We start from the raw sequence: 18,946 nt of genomic DNA, 5'->3' as shown, positions 1-18,946 counted from the left end.
CGGCTTCCTCCTTACAAAATAAATTCACGATACGGCACGGTCCAAACGACATCATGCGCCAGCCGGTGCCCGTGGTACCCATCCTCACCGTAAGCTGTACCATGATCGGAAAAAGCAAGGCAGAACGTCGGCCGCTCTCGCTCTCTCATGGCTTCAAACAACGTTCCTAACGCCTTGTCCACATATCGCAGTGCAGCACGCTGCGTCTCTACCGAGTCCTCCCGGGCTCCATCAACGAAGTATCGGTTGGGGCCGTGAATCGCAGACACATTCATAAACAGAAACAGCTTCTCATCAGGTGCCGTCTGTTTGAGCAGCTTTAATGCATGGTTCACCTGATTTTCGGTGGACCTAGCATTGGTGACCCCAAAATTCATTCGCCAATAACTCTGCTGGAAATAACCTGGCAGCACTTTCGCAAGGGGGTTCTTTTTCGTAAAAAAAATAACACCGCCGATACAGATGGTGCGATATCCCTCTGCGGCTAAACCGGAAACGATATCCGGTGTATCAAACAACCAGGTGTGAGGGTGAGTCTTGAGCCCGGTATTCCGGGAATGGAACAATCGGATATGAGATGCCTTTTCTGTATTCGCAGGCGTAGGCATAAAACCACCAAAAAAAGCATGATGCGCAGCATATGTAAAACTCCCGGGAGTATGCCGCTTCTCCCAAGGGCCTGAGCCGCACAGATTAGGGCAGTGCTCTTCCTCCAGCTTGGCAGCGTCGTAACGCAGCGTATCTAAAGTAATCATTAGAATATTGTGGGAGCCTACAATGGTGTTCATATCAGGCATGTTTAACAGGCTCCTCCTTTCGCAAAAGCTTCATCTCCCATTCATAGGGACTCATACCTTGATGCTTGACTCGGTATAACAGGTCACCGAACGGATTCACATCCAGCACATACGTACGGGGATTCATTCCGTTGGTAAGCAGGACATCAATGCCTGCCGACCATGAATCGGGAAAGGTCATCATTGTATCCTGAGCTGCTTTCTGAATCATGGACATATGCAGTTCGTCCAAGCCAGCCTCGGCCGGCAGCATTCGCTCATTCCGCAGATGGAGATTAGTGATCGGTGTGCGGCTAAGACGCATAACGGCATGACCGGCCTGTCCTGCCGCAACGAGTTGACGAACATCATAAACGCGCTGATTCAGAGCAGCTTTGGGCATCCATCGCTCGATCTGTGCTCCTTCAGCACAGAGCCAGTCCATCAGGATGCGAATCTCATTATGACGGGTATACCTCTGCAGTTTACCCTCATTATAAAAAACAGTTTGGCCCTGAAAGATTTCCATGCCTACCGTTGTAACCGCAATCTCCTCACCTGTCCGCGGATTTATCTGATAGGCCACAACCCCCGATGCACCCGAGCCGCAGGCCAGCTTGACAAAGACCCGGTGCATCTGCGAAACGTTCATTGCCTCACGCAATATTTCCCAGCAATTGATAGGCTGTGAAGAGGGCAGTAACGGTGGAACCGGAATACCATGCTGTGCCAAGTGCAGCTGACATTCTCTTTTATCAAACATCAGGCCAATCTCGGCCGGGTCATTCCAAAATTGGACATCAGGCCACACCTCGCGTGCTTCTTGCGCAGCCCGGTTAAGAAAAGTCTTCCAGCCCCGGAACCATTGGGCAGGCGCGTAGATTCTTCCCCACTGCTGCTCTAACCTAAGAGAAGCTTCAGCTGAGAAAGTCTCCTGACCTATCTTTTGCGACGACGATGACAGATCACTTCGTACGCGGCGCGCTGATCTCTTCAAGTCGTGCATGGTATCGCCCGATTCCTTAAAGTCTAAAGCTCCAAGCTGCAGCAGTCCGCGTTCCACATCCCAATCTTCGCCTGGGGCATCCAGTCGAATGAGCGGCGCTGGAGAGTTTGCCTGCACAAGTTCGGCGAGACTTCCTCCCTCTCTCCAAGTATGGAGAAGCTGCCCATATGACAGCATATGGGCAGGACTCATTCCCGCTTGTTTTCGAGCTTCCTGCAGTCCTGCTGTTCTTCGATTGTCCAGGTTACCGATTAATAACAAAGGTTTCTCATCCCACATCGGCTATTCTGTCAGCATCGGGAAACGCCAGTCCTCTTCATCACTTTCCTGCTGGTCACTCACATCTACCGACATGCCGGATTGATTCCAGCGCAGCATCATTTCATCCGTCATGTAATGATAGCTTAGATTCAGGTGCTTCAACTGTTTAATTTTATCACTGGCAAGCAGTGCTTCTGCCCCTTCATCCGACAAGGTTCCTTCCGAGAAATCGAGCACTTGAAGCTGCTCGAGAATCGGCGCCTCTGCAGCAGCCTTTGCAATCTCGTCCTGAATTTCACTGTTCTTCAAACCGAGGTACTCCAGTTTAGGGAAACGTCCTTTTTCAAGCAAAGGCTGCACATCCTCCAAAGAACCATCGAATCCGTAATCTACAACCCCTAGATACAGTTCAAGCTTGCGCAATTCAGGCAGCTCTGCCGTGGCAATGTCGGACAAGACATTCTTCGGCAGACCACCGCAAATAATGATTAATTCTTCCAGCTTGCTGTGCCGGAGAGGCTCCAGTTCAAGTCCGCTGCTGCCTTTAATCACAAACGAGGTCAAATTCGGAAAAGCTTGCAGAATTGGTGCAAGATTCGTTTGAATAATCCAGGAAACTTCGCATTCTTCGGACTCCATATCTCCGATAAATAATTGTTTCAAAGCCGGGAAACTTGGTGCAAGCTCAATCAAGGTATCCTTGAATTCCTGCGGAGAATTTTCATAAGCTTGTCCCCAATCACCAATGATCAGGCTTTCCAGCGCTGCCGCTTCCGGTTTCGCTGCCAAATCCCGAAGGAGTGTCTCCATTCGAATACCCTCTTCATAGTCATCGTAAGATACAACCAGCTTCACTTCCTGCACGCCAAATCCCTCCCGTATAAGGTTAATCGTCTTTCACTCATTTGAATGTTAACCGATACCCGGCCTGACTTGCAACTTCTTCCAACCCCAGTCCCAATGTCCTTCTCAATCGTGCAAATCACATCTCTTTACGTATAGGAAAAAGAACGCACGTTCCCATCACTTCTACTCCTAATTAGTCACGGTATTTAGGTATAACGAAGTACGGCACATTCGGAGCCTATAATGTATAAAAAAAAGACGCTAATGGAAATGCGGATTATTCCACTGGAATGACCGCTGTATTTCCATTAGCGCCTGCGCTTTAACTCCTCAGCTTACTTTTCTCACTTGATGATGAAATGTCTACTCCGGAGCAGACCTTCGCCTTTTATGCTTTCAAGCGGGAAACAAGCGCCCGCAGCGCATGTCCCCGATGACTGATCGACTGTTTTTGTTCCAGTGTAAGTTCAGCCATCGTTTTCTCGTATTCCGGTACATAGAACAGTGGATCATATCCGAAGCCGCCTTCGCCTGCCGCATCAGCTGTAATCCAGCCTTCAGCCATACCTTCGGCTTCATACTTATCCCCAGTGACCGGATCGTACAGCACCAGTGCGCAGACAAATTGTGCCGGACTCAGCAGCGGCTGCTGGGAATCCTCACCGGATTTCAGCGCGGCGAGAGCATCCAGCAGCTTGGTATTATTCTGTGCATCAGATGCATCTTCCCCGGCATATCTTGCGGAGTAAACACCCGGTTCCCCGTTCAGCAGATCCACACAAAGCCCAGAGTCGTCTGCCAGAACGGGCAGCCCAAGCGCGTCACCGACGGCTTTGGCTTTTTTCCATGCGTTCTCGGCAAAGGTAACACCGTCTTCCACAACATCCGGCAGCTCCGGATAATCAAACATGCTTTTGACCTCTTTACCCAGCGGAGCGAAAGCATGCGCAAATTCGCGCACTTTCCCTGCATTACGGGTAGCAACAATGATAACCGGGCTGTCCAGGCTCATGTTACGCTTCTCCCAATCCGCGTGCGCCAATTTTGAGCGCAATCGGACCAAGTACTTCTTTTTGCCGCTCGATCATTTCCAAAATGCCCTGTTCGCCAAGTTCCAGCATCGCGTTCAATTCACGACGATCAAACGGTGCTTCCTCACCCGTTCCCTGAAGCTCTACGTACTTACCACTGCCCGTCATGACCAGGTTCATATCCACCTTGGCCTTGGAATCCTCGTCATAGTTCAGATCCAGCACCGGCTGTTCGCCCACAACACCTACACTTACGGAAGCGAGGAAGTCTGTAATCGGGAATACCTGCAGCTTATGCTGCTGCGCGATTTTGTTCACAGCCAGCGCCAGTGCGACAAATGAACCCGTAATGGACGTTGTACGTGTGCCTCCATCTGCCTGAATGACATCACAGTCCAATGTAATGGTGCGCTCACCGAGCGCCTGCAAGTTCACAACCGAACGAAGAGCGCGCCCGATTAAACGCTGAATCTCCATGGTACGTCCAGTTAATTTACCACGATTGGCCTCCCGCTGATTCCGGGTATGCGTGGCACGAGGAAGCATAGAGTATTCCGCTGTAACCCAGCCTTTGCCTTGTCCTTTCATAAAAGGAGGAACGCGTTCCTCCACTGTTGCTGTACAAATTACCTTTGTATCACCGACTTCAATCAATACAGAGCCCTCGGCGTATTTATTCGTGTTAATTGTTAAATTCATCGGGCGCAGCTGTTCGCTGGTTCGTCCGTTAGATCTCATATTTTCTGCCTCCTACGACTTAAGCATCCTGTAATGTTGAACTTGTTCTCTTCTGCAGCCTCCTGCAGCCATCCTTTATATTTTACCAAAGAGTTCAGTTAAAAGCACCCTTGAGCCCTCTTATCCATTAAATCGGGATTTCGTTAATGTATTCGGGCTTGGATACGGGTGCGCTGTAATCGCGGTTATCATCACCCTTGACTGTTTTCTGGCCGTTCCATTCAATCTGCACTTTCGCATCCTTACCGGATGTATTCTCTGCTGTTGTTAATACAACGGACTGCAGCAGCTCGCTGGGCACAACGTCGCCTTCAGTAAACATGTCGTCTTTCAGCGCAACCGTCACCGTACCGTCTTCAGACGTTTTCACCGATTGCAGTACGGTTCCGCCTGTCATCACTTCCTCCAGTTCGCCACCTTTGTCCGGCCCCTTGATCAGCTCATTTATTGCGGCTTGAATGCGGTCTCCACCTGGGGTCACAAGACGTGTGACAGGAACATAATACTGTATGCCCGCAGGGGAAGCGGCTGAGAAATAAACGGTAACCGGACTGCTGTTCGTGGTAAACGAGTCACCCAAATCCAGATTAATGCCTACCGCACGATTAAGAGGCTCTGGCAGCGGCGTACTGTTCACAGGCATTTGGCTCAGTTTTTTGCCATCCACCCAGATCTGCACATTATTTACGTCCGGCTTGCCTGTCAGCGTCCACGTCACAGCTTCCAGCATTTTACGTTCATCTTTGGCGTCATATTTGGCAAAGTTACCCGAGAACTCCACGACAGCGAGCTTATCATCCGCATGGATCGTTACATTCTGCACAACAGTCCCCTGCGGCAGTACACCTTTAAACCCTTCAGGTAACATTCCCGCATAAGCTCCGCCCGTAACCAGTGCATCCAGCGCCGTCTTTGGACTGCTTACATCGGTTCCAGATGGAAGTGTCAGGGAGACGGGAGCAAGCAGTCCCTGCTGATCCTGTAAATATACGGTCGTCAGTGGAAGCGAAGAAAGCTTCCCATTACCTTCGGCAGCCTGAATCATGGCAGCTTCCTGAATACGCGGCGGCGGATCAACAGCTTCTGAAGATTGGGCACCAAACATCCCGCAGCCCGTCAGGACTACAGGAATACTCAATAAAGCTGCTGCCGATGCCTTGCGCCAAGATGGGATCTTTCTCATGATCACGTTCCCCCTCATCATTTTTACAGTTTGTACTACCATGTATACGAGCCTTTGGCCAAAAAATAACTACTTTTTGCACAAGCCCTTGCTGGACCTGAAGATCTTCTTGTACTACCGCAAACATAAAAGCAACGCAATACGGTTAATAACGTATGTAGTCAAGAAGAATACAATCATCGAAATATAAGTTGAACGATTCTTTTACTCGTTATTGATGAGGACAGAAAAACTGGAAAAGCGGAGCGGTCGCCTGAACGCTGCACAGAAAGCTGCATCGGAAATACGCTTCACCGGATTTTCCCGTATGCAAATGAGAATCGAGAAATCTTGGGGATAACCGCTGCTCTCCAGGTTCTTCTGTCATCGGATTGTTTCCGTGTAAAATCTATTCGTTCAATTTATATTAACATCAGAGGAGGATTCGCCCATGGAACATCCAGAGCAGGAAAAAATCCCTTACAGTCTGAACAGCCGCAAAGTCGCAGAAGCAACAAGGGAATGGCTGCACAAGCGGGGCGTGACAATCCCTGAGATTGCAGAACTGGTTATGCTGCTGCAGAAGAAGTATTACCCTGCACTTACGATGGAGGAATGCGTTGAGAATGTGGAGATGGTTCTAAAAAAACGTGAGGTACAGAATGCGGTATTGACCGGTATCCAGCTTGATCTGCTCGCAGAACAGGGACAACTGATCTCTCCGCTGCAGGAGATGATTGAGAATGACGAGGGGCTGTACGGCGTGGATGAAATTCTGGCCTTCTCGATTGTGAATGTATACGGCAGCATCGGATTCACGAATTACGGTTACGTGGACAAGCTGAAGCCCGGGGTATTGGAACGGTTAAATGACAAGAGCTTTGGTCCTGTACATACGTTCCTCGATGATATTGTCGGAGCCATCGCCTCAGCCGCCAGCAGCCGGATTGCCCACCGCAAACAGTCGGAATTGGAAGAGGCGCTGGGTGAAAAACCGGTCAGTGACGATAAGATCTAACGAAAACAGCAGGATCAGTACGCCAGCAGCAAAATGGATCTAATGAATTGATTGTCTTGTGAATCAACTGCATATCATCTCTGATCAGCGCAGATGATGTTAAACTCCATTATTAAAGCGGCCTGCACAGGCCGCTTTTTTAGATCATTTGAGCTGATTTTGGCCCAAAGGTACGGCTAGTCCATAAACTTCTGCCCATTTTCGATCATGGTTCGATTCCGAATCGGTTCGTTTGGGTCCAATCGTGATCTCCGGGCCTTTACGTTCCCGAAGCAGAGCGCGCAAAACCGTAATCCCTATGATGCTGATTCCGGTAAATACATACATCAGACGCATGATAACATGGCCTGAATCACTGCCCGTAACCATGCCATGAATAAACAAGCTCACGAACACCGGATAAGATAACATATGGAACAAGAACCACCACCTTCTCCCCAGCTTGCTCCGCAGATCGCTGGATAATAATACGACCAGCAGGCCGTAAAAAGCTAACGTCCCCAGCCCGCTGCCAACCGGATGCACGGATGCAGTAAAAGGAATGAACAGCTCGCCCCAAGTGAACGGACTGTAGTGGTCGATGTATAATGTGAGTGCATGAACCATCCCAAATCCAAAGGCGAGCCAGGTCGTCCGTGTATGCCACTCAAACATGATGGCTTTGGGCTTGCCTTTTGCCATAGGCAGACCTTGGGCAATACCTAGAAATACACCAGCAAACAGCAGTAAATATGAGGCAATTCCGCTAATTCGAATGATATTCCATGTTGGCAGGTATTCTACAATCCACTGTGCCATAACCGGCTCCCCCGCTTCTATTTAGACTTGTTTTGTTCCGCTCCCTGTCCGATCAAGCTGAAACGATGATCCGGGTCGAATCCGGGCCAGCGTTCCGCAAGTGCTGCCGTATTGCCACGAAAATAGAGGCAGCCATCCCGTGTCATCCAAAGTACATCATGACGGTCGTAATGCCGATTGAGCCACCTCACAGCCTCCACACTTCCAAGGATACATACCGTCTTGGCTGTAATCTCACACTGCGAAGCGTGCTGGCCCATAACTGTACACTGCAGAATGTCTGTGTCTGCCGGTTCCATCGTCCGGGGATCAATTAAATGATGTACGGTTCGTCCATTACCATGCTGCCACTGTCTCCGCGTAATACCGGATGTAGCGACAGCGCCCTGCTGCAGCCGAACAGCACCAGTCATGCCCCGCTTTAGCGAAAACGGACTCGTCACCTCAAGCGTCCAATGTGGGTGATGTGCTGTTCCCCATACCTGGACATCACCGCCTGCATTAATCATGCCCGCCGGAATGTTCATTGTTCTCTGCAGCCAGTCTGCAATACGCTCTACTGCCCAGCCCTTCACAATCCCCCCGAGGTCCAGCTCGGTTCCCGGGTCCAGATGAACCATGCGGCTGCCTTCCTGCTGTATCCAGGTTGGACGACTGTAGTCCGGTGTATCCTGCAGACTCCGAACAGGTTCACTCTGTTCCGTGCCCAGCAGTCTTTTCAGTAAAGGCCGACGGAACGCTCGCTGCTGCACTTTCTCAAAGCTGATATCATAGCCAGACGCACGCAGAGCTCGTGAGATGCCGGGCTGGAAAATGCCCTCCGTCTGCCCGATACAGCCATAGGCCAAACTAAGCACCTCATCCATCGCAGCCGATACAGGCACCCACCCCTTACTCTTGTTCAGACGATTCAGTTCACTGCCTGCCACAAAACGGCTAAAGCGCCGCTCTTGTGTCTCGAACCAGTTCTGTACCAGAGAGGCCGCATGTTCCGCTTGTTCTCTGTCTGCCGTCAGCTGCACTTCGACGTCGGTGTTCATCGCATAGAATTGAAATCGGAGCGGACACGCAGCCTGTGCTGTGCGGCTCATGATACACCTGTCCATGAGTGATAACTGCCGCTGCCGAACCCGGTGTCCGCATTCTGATCAATTTGTGAAGCCGTCACGTCTTTGTCTCTGCTGTTTGAAGCTGCATAAGCCGTATCAAAAGCATCCGAAGTTCTTACATATTGAAAGAGTGCAGCTGCGGTTAACGCTGCTGCAGCCGAAGCCTGCCATTTTCTCCATTGGTTCCGGTTACGTCTTGCCATCGCTTATCCCTGCTTTCTTGAGCGAAGTTTATAGGAGTATGATAGGCAGGCTGGCTTAAAAGAAGATGAATAAACGGTTAAGATGCGCTAAAGCTTTTGAATACCACTAGAAAAAAAGAAAAAAAAGAGCAAGGATGGCTAACATCCTCACTCTGGACAACACCGCTTACACAGGCGATGGCTGTGACAAAAAACTGCACTACTGATGATAAAAATAAATAATGCCGTCCGGCTGCTGTTCCTGTCTCGCCACCCCACGCCGGATTAACTCCTGAAGATGTGCCAGCGTCTCGCTCATGGCAAAGCGAAGCTGGTGCGTTCCAAGCCGATCTCCAAACAGATACAGGCAGATGCTGTATGCATTAGCTGGGCTTTCCCGCAGACGCTCTGTCAGTTTTGCAAGCCGCTCTTCATGATGAGCAAGCAGTTCCGCTGTACGTTCCGTAAAACGGGTAAACGGATTGCGGTGGCCCGGATACGCTCGCTCTACCGCTAATGCATTCAAACGATGCAGGCTGTCCATATAGGACTGTAAAGGTTCAGGGTCACTGCCTGGCTGCAGGCTGATATTGGGCGAAATCTGTGGCAAAACCGCATCTCCGCACAATATTTCTTTGGATTCAGGAGCATAAAATGACAGATGCCCCGGGGCATGTCCACCCGTTTCTACAGCAATCCATGCTTTACCGCCCATTCGGACTATTTCACCATCTGCAGCAAGTGTCACCTCCGGAAGCGGGGTGATCTGCGAAAGGAATGTTTGCATATGTTCCTTAATTTCAGTCGTTTTACGCTGCGGCATGCCGTGAAGGAGGTAATATTCAGGCAGTCTCACTTCTATGCTTGCCCCGGGTCCCCACATATAATCAGCTTCCTCCCGAGAACGTGCTGACATCAATACAGGCACACCCGTCAGCTGCTGCATCCATCCCGATAACCCCAGATGATCCGGATGATGGTGCGTTAATACAATCTGGTGAATGTCCTGTAACGTCAAGCCAAGTCCTGCTAACGCTTCGTGCCATTCCTGCTCCGTCTCTGCTGTTCGCGGGCCGGGATCTACAATGGTTACCTTACCGTCCGGTTCGGTCAGGATGTAGCTGTTCACCCATCGAAGCGGAAAAGACATCGTAATTTTGATCCGGTGCATGCCTGCTGGCATGGACAGCTCTTCGGTACGTATTCGTTTCATCGATTTTCCCCTCCCTTAACTCACACAGAACACTCCGATAACAAAATAATCTGAAGACTCGATGCCGCGTGAATTGTTAGTTCTATTCATAGAGCCCTTTATTCTGCAGGACGATGCCCTACAAAGATCATCCGCGGTGAGGTCTGCTCCTCGTATATCTCCTCATCGTAACCTCCGTGAACCTGATCCACCTGAAGGTCGGCATCCTGCAGCATTTGAGTGAGCCGCTCACGTGAGTAGAGCTTGACACTTTCTTTATATATTCGCGGCTTGGTGCCGGCTGCAGTGTCCGTGATTCGAATTTCTTTTTGCACAAAACCATCCTGTATCCTGCGGAATTCCTCAATCTGCTGCCCTTCATTTTCGCGGATCGAATGTGGGACCAGATGTTTCTTCACGTAAGCTGTATTGATAAAATCAATAATAAAGCTGCCTCCCGGTCTTAACATGCGATGGATGGCCTCCAGTACCTTGAACTGCTCCACGTCCTCAGGAAAATATCCAAATGAAGTAAACAGGTTAACCACAGCGTCAAAACCACCCTCCAACGGAATGCTGCGCATGTCAGCGTGAACCCATTTGACCCGATGTTCGGTATCCATCTCCCGGGCTTCGTTCAAGAGCACGTCCGACAAGTCTACCCCCGTCACCTGTAGTCCGGCATCCGCAAGCGCAAGCGAATGTCTGCCCATGCCGCAGCAGAGATCAAGCACCTCCGCATGTGGACGGAGCTTGAGCCAATTTATCATTTTATGTACTTCCTCATAAGCGCCGTGCACATCCCGGTGTTTGTATACGAGCAGATAATCCTCACCAAAACTCTTTTCGTACCATTCGGTCATGTAAATCTTCGCCCTCCGTATCGTCTGCGGCCCTATATCCCCGCTGCGCTGATCCTGCTGGAAGAAGCTTATCTGCTAAGCGTAGACTGGTCTGTTCTCTTGGTCATTTCAAGTTATTGTAACGCTTTACGCCTCAAACTCAAAATGACTGATCATATACAGCTTCATTGAACGCTCTCATAACGCAGGATATAATGTTACACATGTCATACTCCTGCGAATCGGTTAAATATAAACATCAGGAGGTGTTCTTATGATTCGTATCGGACTTACGGGATGGGGCGATCATGATGATCTTTATCCGAACCGCACCAAAGCGAAGGACAAGCTCAGCTTGTACGGACAATATTACTCCACCGTAGAAGTAGACAGCTCTTTCTACGCCGTGCAGCCCCGGGACCGAATGGCCCGCTGGGCCGCGGAAACGCCCGAGTCGTTTGCGTTTATCGTGAAGGCTTACCAGGGAATGACCGGACACCTGCGCGGCAAACCGTACTTTAACAGCACATCCGAGATGTACAAAGCTTTTCGGGACTCACTGGAGCCAGTTATTGAAGCAGGCAAGATGCAGGCAGCCTTGTTTCAATACCCACCCTGGTTTGAATGCAGCCGGGACAATGTAAATGAACTGCGTGAAGTGAAACTTCGCATGGAGGGTATCCCGTGTGCAATTGAGTTCCGACACCAGAGCTGGTACGAAGACAAGTTTCGTGAACGCACACTGGCCTTTCTGAAGGAACAGGGCTGGATTCACAGTGTCTGTGACGAACCCCAGGCAGGGACTGGCTCAATCCCCATTGTGCCCATCGCAACTGATCCGCAAATGACGCTCGTGCGCATGCATGGACGCAATGTGTCGGGCTGGCATCAGAACGGTGCACCGAACTGGCGTGAGACACGTTATTTATATCGATACAACGAGCAGGAGCTGCTGGAATGGAAGGGTTATCTGGAGCAGCTGCAGGAGCAGAGTGAAGATGTGTTTGTCATTTTCAACAACAACTCCGCCGGAGACGCCGCCGCCAATGCGCAGATGATGATGGAACTGCTGGGCCAGCCGGTCAAACCATTCCCCGACCGCACGGAGCCTGAAAAGGAAGAAGGGCCTGAGCAGCTGGAGTTATTTTAGATACTTTGGAGAAGAATTGAGGGAAGGTTAGTAAGACTAATCTTCCTTTTCTCACCGTATGTTCCTTAATGTTAAAGCAAAAAAGCTCCACGTAGATGGGAGCCTTGAGTGAATATTCAATGATTTTAAGTTAAACAAAAGACGGTTTTCTCGAATCGACTTCCTCAGCGATAACTTTGACATATTCTTCATCTCCGCCTCCAACTGAGGGACCAACGTATATAACGCCAACCTCGAAGCTTCATATCCTCTCTATTAAACTCCCTTCCTGTCTTCCTCTGTCATTGCTCTCTTCGCGACCAAAACTCTCCCTGAGCTGCTGATGCATCTTATATACTTCCACTCCTGCCAGCAGTACGATGCCGATGCCATGAGTATCATTGAGATTCCAGCCGAGGTCATCTCGGTAATAAAGGGCGGTAAAAGAGTAACCTGAACCCCGGCAGACACCGTAAATATTACCTTTGTGATCAATAGATATCCGGGTTAAACCTTCCCAGCCCTTTCTCACTGCGTTCAGGTAGACTCCTGGCTTCTCCAGCCAGCCTTCACGAATGCCGCGGGCGTATGCATAGATAAACATGGACGTGCAGGAGGTTTCCTCATAAGAATCTGAGCGATTCAGCACCTGATGCCACAGTCCGTTCTCCCCCTGCAGCGCCAGTACCCCGGCACACATTTCCCGGTAGAAGGTTAGCAGTTCAGGCCGCTTCGGATGATCCTGCGGGAGAACAGATAACAGCTCGGTCAAGGAAAAGAGCACCCAGCCGTTTCCACGCCCCCACGGAATGCCCGTTGCCTTCCCCCGTACAAAATCATAGACATGGGACATGAGCCGCTGATCGGGTAGATAAAGATACTTTTGGAACATCAGAAACTGGTTAACCGCATCGTCCCAGCAGGACGTATCCCCCGTCAACTGACCATATCGCATCAGAAACGGCGTGCTCATGTACAGATCATCACACCACATCGTCTCCTGACGCATCTCTCCGCTGCCGCGAACACGGTAGAATGCGCCATCCGGGAGACGTTCCTGCTCATGTGCCATGTAACTTGCAACCCGGTCCGCTGTTTCTCTGCCTCCGCGAATCTCGCCAAGCTCCATTGCGGCCAGCAGCGTTGAAGCGAATGAGCCGCAGTCATCCAGACTATCTATGGCCGACAACTGATTGTTGATGCCTGCTGCACCATAGACTGCCCTGTCCCATAATGCGTATTGATCAAAAGCCGTACTAAGTCCAATATGATCGCGAACATACCGGACGTAATCCTCGCGTCCCAGCTCTTGACCTGTCTGGAGCAGTCCCATCAGCGTGACACCAAGCGGATAGTTCCATTTCCCGTAATGGGTATTCTCCAGGTAAGGACGAACATGAGTCTTCGGCAGATCAATACGCCAATAAACACCCTGAGCCCCATCCTCAAATACGGTATCCGTTACCGCAATGTCTGCTGGCGAAGGCTCGGTGCCCGGAACGAAAGGCCCGGTGTAAAGCCACACATCGGCACATCCAGCCACAGGACGCGGCGGCATCAGCCTCCAGCCTGCAGCAGCCGATGAATTAACAGCCGTTTCCCGCGCTTCCACCTGCTCCAGTGTAAATCCCCACGGCCTCTCGCCCGTATGCTCCAGCAGTCCCTTCACGACCAGATCGCTTGTACCGTATCGCCTCGGAAGCTGCACACGAAAATGTCCACTGTCCGGTGCCTTGTACATTTCTGTTCCGTCCAGATAAAGCGTAAGTGCCCCTTCATGATGGCCCTGCAAAATAACAGGCTCTGGCCCCGGTGCCGTCACATCAAGCCTGCACCATGCGTAGGCAGCAGCAGGTCGAGATGTACCGTATATTCTGGCAAACGCCCCCCTGCTTCGCTCCTCATCAGTCCATAACTTGCGCGGATACCAGATTAATCCTGTCTCTTCCTCCATCATCCCGTCGCGCGGTAGTGACAACACCGGCTCATCTACAGGTTCGGAGTAGAGCCAGCCCTCCTGACCATTGCGATCCACGCCGGGTGTGAGGAAATGCAGCGGGAAATTTTTGAATGAACCTGTACCGAAGATGCCTCCGAAGCCCACATCTGTTTTCACAAAACAGAGCAGCACATCATTCCATCCCTCCTTCACCTGCATGGAGATCGTGGTTCTTCGTTCGGGAAACAGCTCTTGAAGCAGCTCCGACTTAAAAATCTGTTCCCCGTTCACATAGATCGTCACAGGACTATAACAGTTGAGACTTGTATTCAGCGTGGTCTGCCCATCACTCCAAAGTTTTCCCCACACATACACATACTGTCCGCTTCTCGCTTCACTGCAGCGGTCAGCCAGATCGAGATCGTACCGATAATCTCCCAGTCTGAGGAAGCCGTCTTGATTACAGGCTCTGAATATAAAGGAGTGCTGCGGATGATCGCCAATATAACGCTGGGCCACTGTTGTCAGCACATCCGGGATGGAATCATACACCTTGCTTGCTATCGCCTCGTTTTCATGAAAATATCGGATAATCGTCAGCTCCTTTCCCGTACTAATCCTGAATCCTCTTGCCAAGCCGCAGGGTCTCTCCACCTTTGATCTCAACGACTTGCTGATCGGCGGTAAACCACACCGGGATGGCAGACGGATTATAGATGATGGACCGGTCTGCCGAGTATTCCAGCCGCTGCACCGCTTTCCAGTAAGCGATAATTTCACGATTCGCGGCATACCAGATATCATCTCTGCCGCCGATCTGCTCACCAAACTGTGCGATGATCTCCCAGTTATCATTGTCGTTAAACTCATAGCTGTGACCCCAGACGTAGAGCAGGAGCGGCGTGCCTGTTTTGGTATGCTGGATAAAACGCTCCGCATATGACGACAAATCATCGTTATGGTGACAGGTCGGATGCCATTCCAGCGGCCGCTCGGGCAGCGTAAATTGTCCGTGGGATTCGACGGTCCGGGCATAATCAATCCCCAGCCACTCCAGTTTGGTGCTCAGCGCACGGTCATATCCTCCATTCGGGTAGGCCATACCGCGCACCGAGTACCCTACGAGCCGCTCCAGCGCTGTTCGATCCCGCATAATTTCTTCAACCAACAGCTCATTCGGCACATATGGCAGTGTCGGATGGGTAACGGTATGCACAGCCACCTCATGCCCTTTATACAGTGCAGCCACTTCTGCTGCCTCAATTCGTCCGGCCTTACCCAGCAAGCCTGAGTTGAGATTAAAGGTCGCCTTCAAACCATAACGATTACATATATCCACCAGTCTTCTGTCATGCACTACGCCATCATCGTAACTAAGCGTTACCGCTTTCATAACTCCACCCGGATAACGGTCATACTGGATACGATGCCTCATTCGCTTCCCCTCTTCCTTGTTTCCATTGCTCTTTCTTTTTCTTCTTTCTTTTCTTTTCCTTTCTCAGTTTCTTCTTCGCTTTCTCTTCTACGCTGCATCTGTGTACTGTCCTGCAGCCGATGTTCTGTGGCATCAAAATACATGCCTTCCAGCAGACCGATTAACGTATTGGTTACTCTCACTTCAATTTCGTTTTCTCCTGATCGCAGCCAGCTTCGCTCCCCTTTCCAGCGGTACGGTGACCAGCAGCGTACACCGAGACTGTGCCCGTTCACCCGTACTTCAGTGACATCCTGAACCTGCCAATCCTCAAATTCCAGTTCAAAGCAGGATGCCTCTGGAGCAGTTTCTTCCAGCCAGAACATACGTGTATAACTCATCTCCCCGGCAAAATGGGGATAGAGCTCGAGCGGCTCAGGTCCGATCCCTTCAGCCATGTGCGGCTCGGGTACAAGGCAAACTGCACCTTCATGATCGTTCTCAACGCCAAAGCTTCCCCGCAGGTATATGGGATCAACAATACCATCTTCATCTTTGGTGATCTCCACCGTAATGACCATTTCATTAAGACCGCTGTGCAGCAGATCCACAGCGTTACAGGCAATATTCGTATGATCGGTAATTTCGGCTGGCATGAACTGCTCTCTTGTTACCTTATGGCCGTTGATTTCCATGGACCACTGTCCGGAGATTGCAGCACGGTCCATGAACAGCACACATTCGGACAGCTCAGTGCTCAGCTCGAACGCTGCCGTGTATCGGCACTGAATCGGATATGCGATGGAAGCTTTTTTCGGTGTACCAAACACCTGTTCAAACTGAACGGGGAGCGAAGGCTGCTCTGCAGAGGCTGCGGCCTGATCAATGAACGGTTTCACGCTGGCATGAGCTATTTCCAGAAATAAACCACGCTCATTAAAAGCCTCTAATCGGAATTGTCCAATACGCAGATTATTGGGCTGTCCTGCCCTAATGCGCCATGGCCCTTCGCAGGAGAGCACAAGGCTGCTGCAAGCTTCCTCTGGCCTTTCCGCTTCTTCAGCCTTTTCTGAACTGGTTGATTCTTTACGTTCATCGGATATTTCCAATTCTCCACGTTTTTGAGCCCCACCCGCAACCCGCGATTGTAAAAGAAACCGAACCGCATGCGCTTCATACGGCGCCAGTGTAAGTGCAATGCACCACTGTCCTTCACGGATTGTGTACGGCAGCACCTCACGCTGCCCTGTCTCCAGGTGAAGCCGTTCCACAAGCAGCCTGCTGTCTTCGGACAGCTCCATACCGTACCGCTGCTGCATCTGTTCCCTATCGATCTGCAGCTCTCCTTCATGGCGTTCCCCCTCCTGATTCGAGAGGAAAACCATGAACTCTCCGGCAGATAACTGCCGGGTTTGCATCAGCAGTGCTGTGCTCTCCACTGCCATGCCCCAACTGACCACCTCAGGTACAACCTTCTCCAACAGCTGTGATAGCTTTCGCAATGGAAGGGCATGCCCGCTTTCGCTTCCCACCTCGTACGGAAGAAAACAGGTGCTGCCCCGCTTCTCGCCTGAAGGACCATTTTGACCCGCTGTTTCAAAAAAAACAGCAGCCTCGTCTCCCACCGGACTTCCGGACTGTATACCGATATGAGGCAGCATCCCCATAGAAATCACGGTACCTCCCGCTGCCACCAAACGCTTGATCTGTGCCCAGGCAGCGGCCTCCAGATTGAGCATCGGCGGCAGGATTAATACATCGTATCGGGCGTTACCGATCTGAATAACTCCACTCGTAACATCCGCTTCAGCCAGCAGTTCAGGATCAAGGTGATCATAGTCCCTCCGCTGCTGCAGCAGATGAGCCGTAATCTGCATCCAGTCCTGAATGAGCTGCTTCAGCTGCGCCCGTTCCGCTTCATCCTCGCCGCTGTATTCGAAGCCATGCAGCGGGTTGCCCATCAGGCTCCAGAAGGTGGTTGTTGGGTCAAGCACCGCAATACGGATTATCGCTGTCCCTGTACTCATCAGATAACTAAGGCGACCCGTGTAATCGCCCAACTGCCGAAAGTGCTTCCAGTATGGATTCTGTAGAAATTGAGATGGCGGTGCATCATGCTTTGTCAACCCGCCAATGGTATAGAAAAACGCATGAAAGTTATAAAAATTAGTGCCCATCGCAGCCATACGGTCAATCATCCACTTGGCATCCTGCAGTGTCATCGACCAGCCGACGCTGTGGAAGCACTCAACCAAATTGCGGCTTCGGCCCAGCTGCCGGGCAAGAGAACTGACCATTTTCGGATTATCACGCAGTCTCTGACCATACCTCTCCAGTATCCATGACAGCGGACGACCGATTTTCTCATGTGCCGAATCCCCTCCGGGCATATGGCTGTATAGTTGGGTGGTCATCCGCACCCCAGGTACTTCTGCCGCATACTGAATCCCTGCCGCTTCACACCAGTCATGCACCTGCTCGTGATAGGATTCCCGCAGCAGCAGATGCAGGGATTGAAAATAGTCATAACGGATCACAGCTGCATTCGGCGCATCCCGGAACAGCAGTGCAGGCAGGGACTCCATTAGACTGTATCCGCATCGTTCGCTGAAATAACGGGGCAGCTGCGGTGACCAGGGCAGCCTGCCCAGTGGAGCAATTTCGTCTGAGAACATGCCCCGTATGACACCGCTCTCAAAATGCTCACCCACAGCATTTTTATATCGGTCATGGGTCAGTTGAATAAAATGCCTCATCGCTTCCTTGTGACACGGGTCTACAAAATTGCCGTAATATTTGAAATCATCGATTTCCTTTTCCTGAAAAACAATCAGCTCCCAATCTCCTTCCGGCACATCCCATATGAGGCGAAATGCGGTTTGGTAGGTGAAGAAACGTTTGCGGTTGTACGAAGTGAGTCCTGTCTCCTGGTAAACCTGATCCGTCTGGATGTTACCGATAAAACGGCGCAGGTCGATGGATGTACGCCAATTACGCTTACCCTGCACATCCCGACGAACCGCCTGTGCCAGCAGTATGCGCCCCCACGGCAGCTCCATATCGACACCTTCTCCCCCGCGAACAGTTGAATGATGATATACTAATTCACGCTGCTTCGCTTCAGGAAAATCAAGTGTGACTTCTCCACCAGCCATTCCGCTTGGATACGGGTACTCGTCATATAACCAGACCTGCATGCCATAAGCAGCAGCTGAGCTGACAGCGATACGTACTTTGTCAAACCAGGCTACAGACAGATAGGGAATCTGCAGTCCCTGGCGGGGGCAGATAAAAAATCCACCCACACCCTGCGCATGCATTTCTGTGATCTGCCGCCTGATCTGTTCCTCTCCCATCTCGCCATTCCAGAACCAGAAGGGATGTACCCGATACTGCGCTTCGGGATGTTCAAATGCATTACTATCCCAGTTCATGCCATCTGCCTCCCTGCTTGATATACGCTCACTAATCTCTGATTTCATGTGTATATTTACACCTATTAG

Annotated in this window: 16 protein-coding genes; 2 read left to right on the top strand and 14 right to left on the bottom strand. The window is 50.9% G+C overall.

Annotated elements, in window-relative coordinates:
* Positions 1-11: 11 nt before the first annotated feature.
* The 6 genes from ABXS70_RS02855 to ABXS70_RS02830 all read right to left on the bottom strand — a co-directional run bounded on the left by ABXS70_RS02855 (position 12) and on the right by ABXS70_RS02830 (position 5,841).
* A complete protein-coding gene (locus ABXS70_RS02855) occupies positions 12-797 on the bottom strand; it encodes an STM4013/SEN3800 family hydrolase (RefSeq protein WP_366293723.1) in 786 nt (261 codons plus the stop codon).
* Complete coding sequence (locus ABXS70_RS02850) at positions 790-2,043, bottom strand: STM4014 family protein (protein WP_366293720.1); 1,254 nt, start codon at positions 2,041-2,043, stop codon at positions 790-792. Before ABXS70_RS02850 ends, ABXS70_RS02855 begins: the two co-directional genes overlap by 8 nt.
* 21 nt (positions 2,044-2,064) lie before the next feature.
* A complete protein-coding gene (locus ABXS70_RS02845) occupies positions 2,065-2,907 on the bottom strand; it encodes an STM4015 family protein (RefSeq protein ID WP_342552556.1) in 843 nt (280 codons plus the stop codon).
* Between the two features lie 370 nt (positions 2,908-3,277).
* Positions 3,278-3,901 carry an XTP/dITP diphosphatase gene (locus ABXS70_RS02840; RefSeq protein WP_342552557.1) on the bottom strand — a complete coding sequence of 208 codons (624 nt, stop codon included), beginning with the start codon at positions 3,899-3,901 and terminating at the stop codon, positions 3,278-3,280.
* Between the two features lies 1 nt (position 3,902).
* On the bottom strand, positions 3,903-4,658 hold the full coding sequence (gene rph / locus ABXS70_RS02835; protein ID WP_366293716.1) for a ribonuclease PH: 756 nt from the start codon (positions 4,656-4,658) through the stop codon (positions 3,903-3,905).
* Positions 4,659-4,785: 127 nt separating this feature from the next.
* Positions 4,786-5,841, bottom strand: a complete 1,056-nt coding sequence (locus ABXS70_RS02830) for a GerMN domain-containing protein (RefSeq protein ID WP_342552559.1) — start codon at positions 5,839-5,841, stop codon at positions 4,786-4,788.
* Between the two features lie 430 nt (positions 5,842-6,271).
* On the opposite strand from ABXS70_RS02830, the gene ABXS70_RS02825 reads away from it, so the two are divergent.
* Positions 6,272-6,838 (top strand): phosphatidylglycerophosphatase A, encoded by a 567-nt coding sequence (locus ABXS70_RS02825; RefSeq protein ID WP_342552560.1) that lies wholly within the window; start codon positions 6,272-6,274, stop codon positions 6,836-6,838.
* A gap of 144 nt (positions 6,839-6,982) precedes the next feature.
* Here ABXS70_RS02825 and ABXS70_RS02820 read toward each other — a convergent pair whose 3' ends face one another.
* The 5 genes from ABXS70_RS02820 to ABXS70_RS02800 all read right to left on the bottom strand — a co-directional run bounded on the left by ABXS70_RS02820 (position 6,983) and on the right by ABXS70_RS02800 (position 10,982).
* A complete protein-coding gene (locus ABXS70_RS02820) occupies positions 6,983-7,636 on the bottom strand; it encodes a ferric reductase (RefSeq protein WP_342552561.1) in 654 nt (217 codons plus the stop codon).
* 17 nt (positions 7,637-7,653) lie between these two features.
* Positions 7,654-8,727 (bottom strand): FAD:protein FMN transferase, encoded by a 1,074-nt coding sequence (locus ABXS70_RS02815; protein WP_366293712.1) that lies wholly within the window; start codon positions 8,725-8,727, stop codon positions 7,654-7,656.
* Positions 8,724-8,948, bottom strand: a complete 225-nt coding sequence (locus ABXS70_RS02810; RefSeq protein WP_342552563.1) for a hypothetical protein — start codon at positions 8,946-8,948, stop codon at positions 8,724-8,726. Before ABXS70_RS02810 ends, ABXS70_RS02815 begins: the two co-directional genes overlap by 4 nt.
* 199 nt (positions 8,949-9,147) lie before the next feature.
* The gene (locus ABXS70_RS02805) at positions 9,148-10,140 is read right to left on the bottom strand and encodes an MBL fold metallo-hydrolase (protein WP_366293708.1); all 993 of its coding nucleotides are present in this window, start codon (positions 10,138-10,140) and stop codon (positions 9,148-9,150) included.
* A gap of 98 nt (positions 10,141-10,238) precedes the next feature.
* Complete coding sequence (locus ABXS70_RS02800) at positions 10,239-10,982, bottom strand: class I SAM-dependent methyltransferase (protein ID WP_342552565.1); 744 nt, start codon at positions 10,980-10,982, stop codon at positions 10,239-10,241.
* A gap of 253 nt (positions 10,983-11,235) precedes the next feature.
* Between ABXS70_RS02800 and ABXS70_RS02795 the strand changes: the two genes are divergently transcribed.
* Positions 11,236-12,111, top strand: coding sequence for a DUF72 domain-containing protein (locus tag ABXS70_RS02795; protein WP_342552566.1), 876 nt, complete (start codon positions 11,236-11,238; stop codon positions 12,109-12,111).
* Between the two features lie 241 nt (positions 12,112-12,352).
* On the opposite strand, the gene ABXS70_RS02790 is transcribed toward ABXS70_RS02795, so the two are convergent.
* From ABXS70_RS02790 to ABXS70_RS02780, 3 genes are read right to left on the bottom strand one after another with little or no spacing between them, the layout of a single operon-like run.
* Positions 12,353-14,665, bottom strand: coding sequence for a glycoside hydrolase family 88 protein (locus ABXS70_RS02790; protein WP_342552567.1), 2,313 nt, complete (start codon positions 14,663-14,665; stop codon positions 12,353-12,355).
* Entirely contained in the window at positions 14,643-15,464 is an 822-nt protein-coding gene (locus ABXS70_RS02785) for a polysaccharide deacetylase family protein (protein ID WP_342552568.1), read from the bottom strand. Before ABXS70_RS02785 ends, ABXS70_RS02790 begins: the two co-directional genes overlap by 23 nt.
* Complete coding sequence (locus ABXS70_RS02780) at positions 15,461-18,925, bottom strand: glycosyl hydrolase (RefSeq protein ID WP_366293703.1); 3,465 nt, start codon at positions 18,923-18,925, stop codon at positions 15,461-15,463. Before ABXS70_RS02780 ends, ABXS70_RS02785 begins: the two co-directional genes overlap by 4 nt.
* Positions 18,926-18,946 lie beyond the last annotated feature (21 nt).

Origin of the sequence: Paenibacillus sp. AN1007 (assembly GCF_040702995.1) — a bacterium.
In the GTDB taxonomy this organism is placed as follows: domain Bacteria; phylum Bacillota; class Bacilli; order Paenibacillales; family Paenibacillaceae; genus Paenibacillus.
The sequence above is the reverse complement of the archived record's forward strand: the minus strand, read 5'-3'. Positions and strand labels throughout refer to the sequence as shown.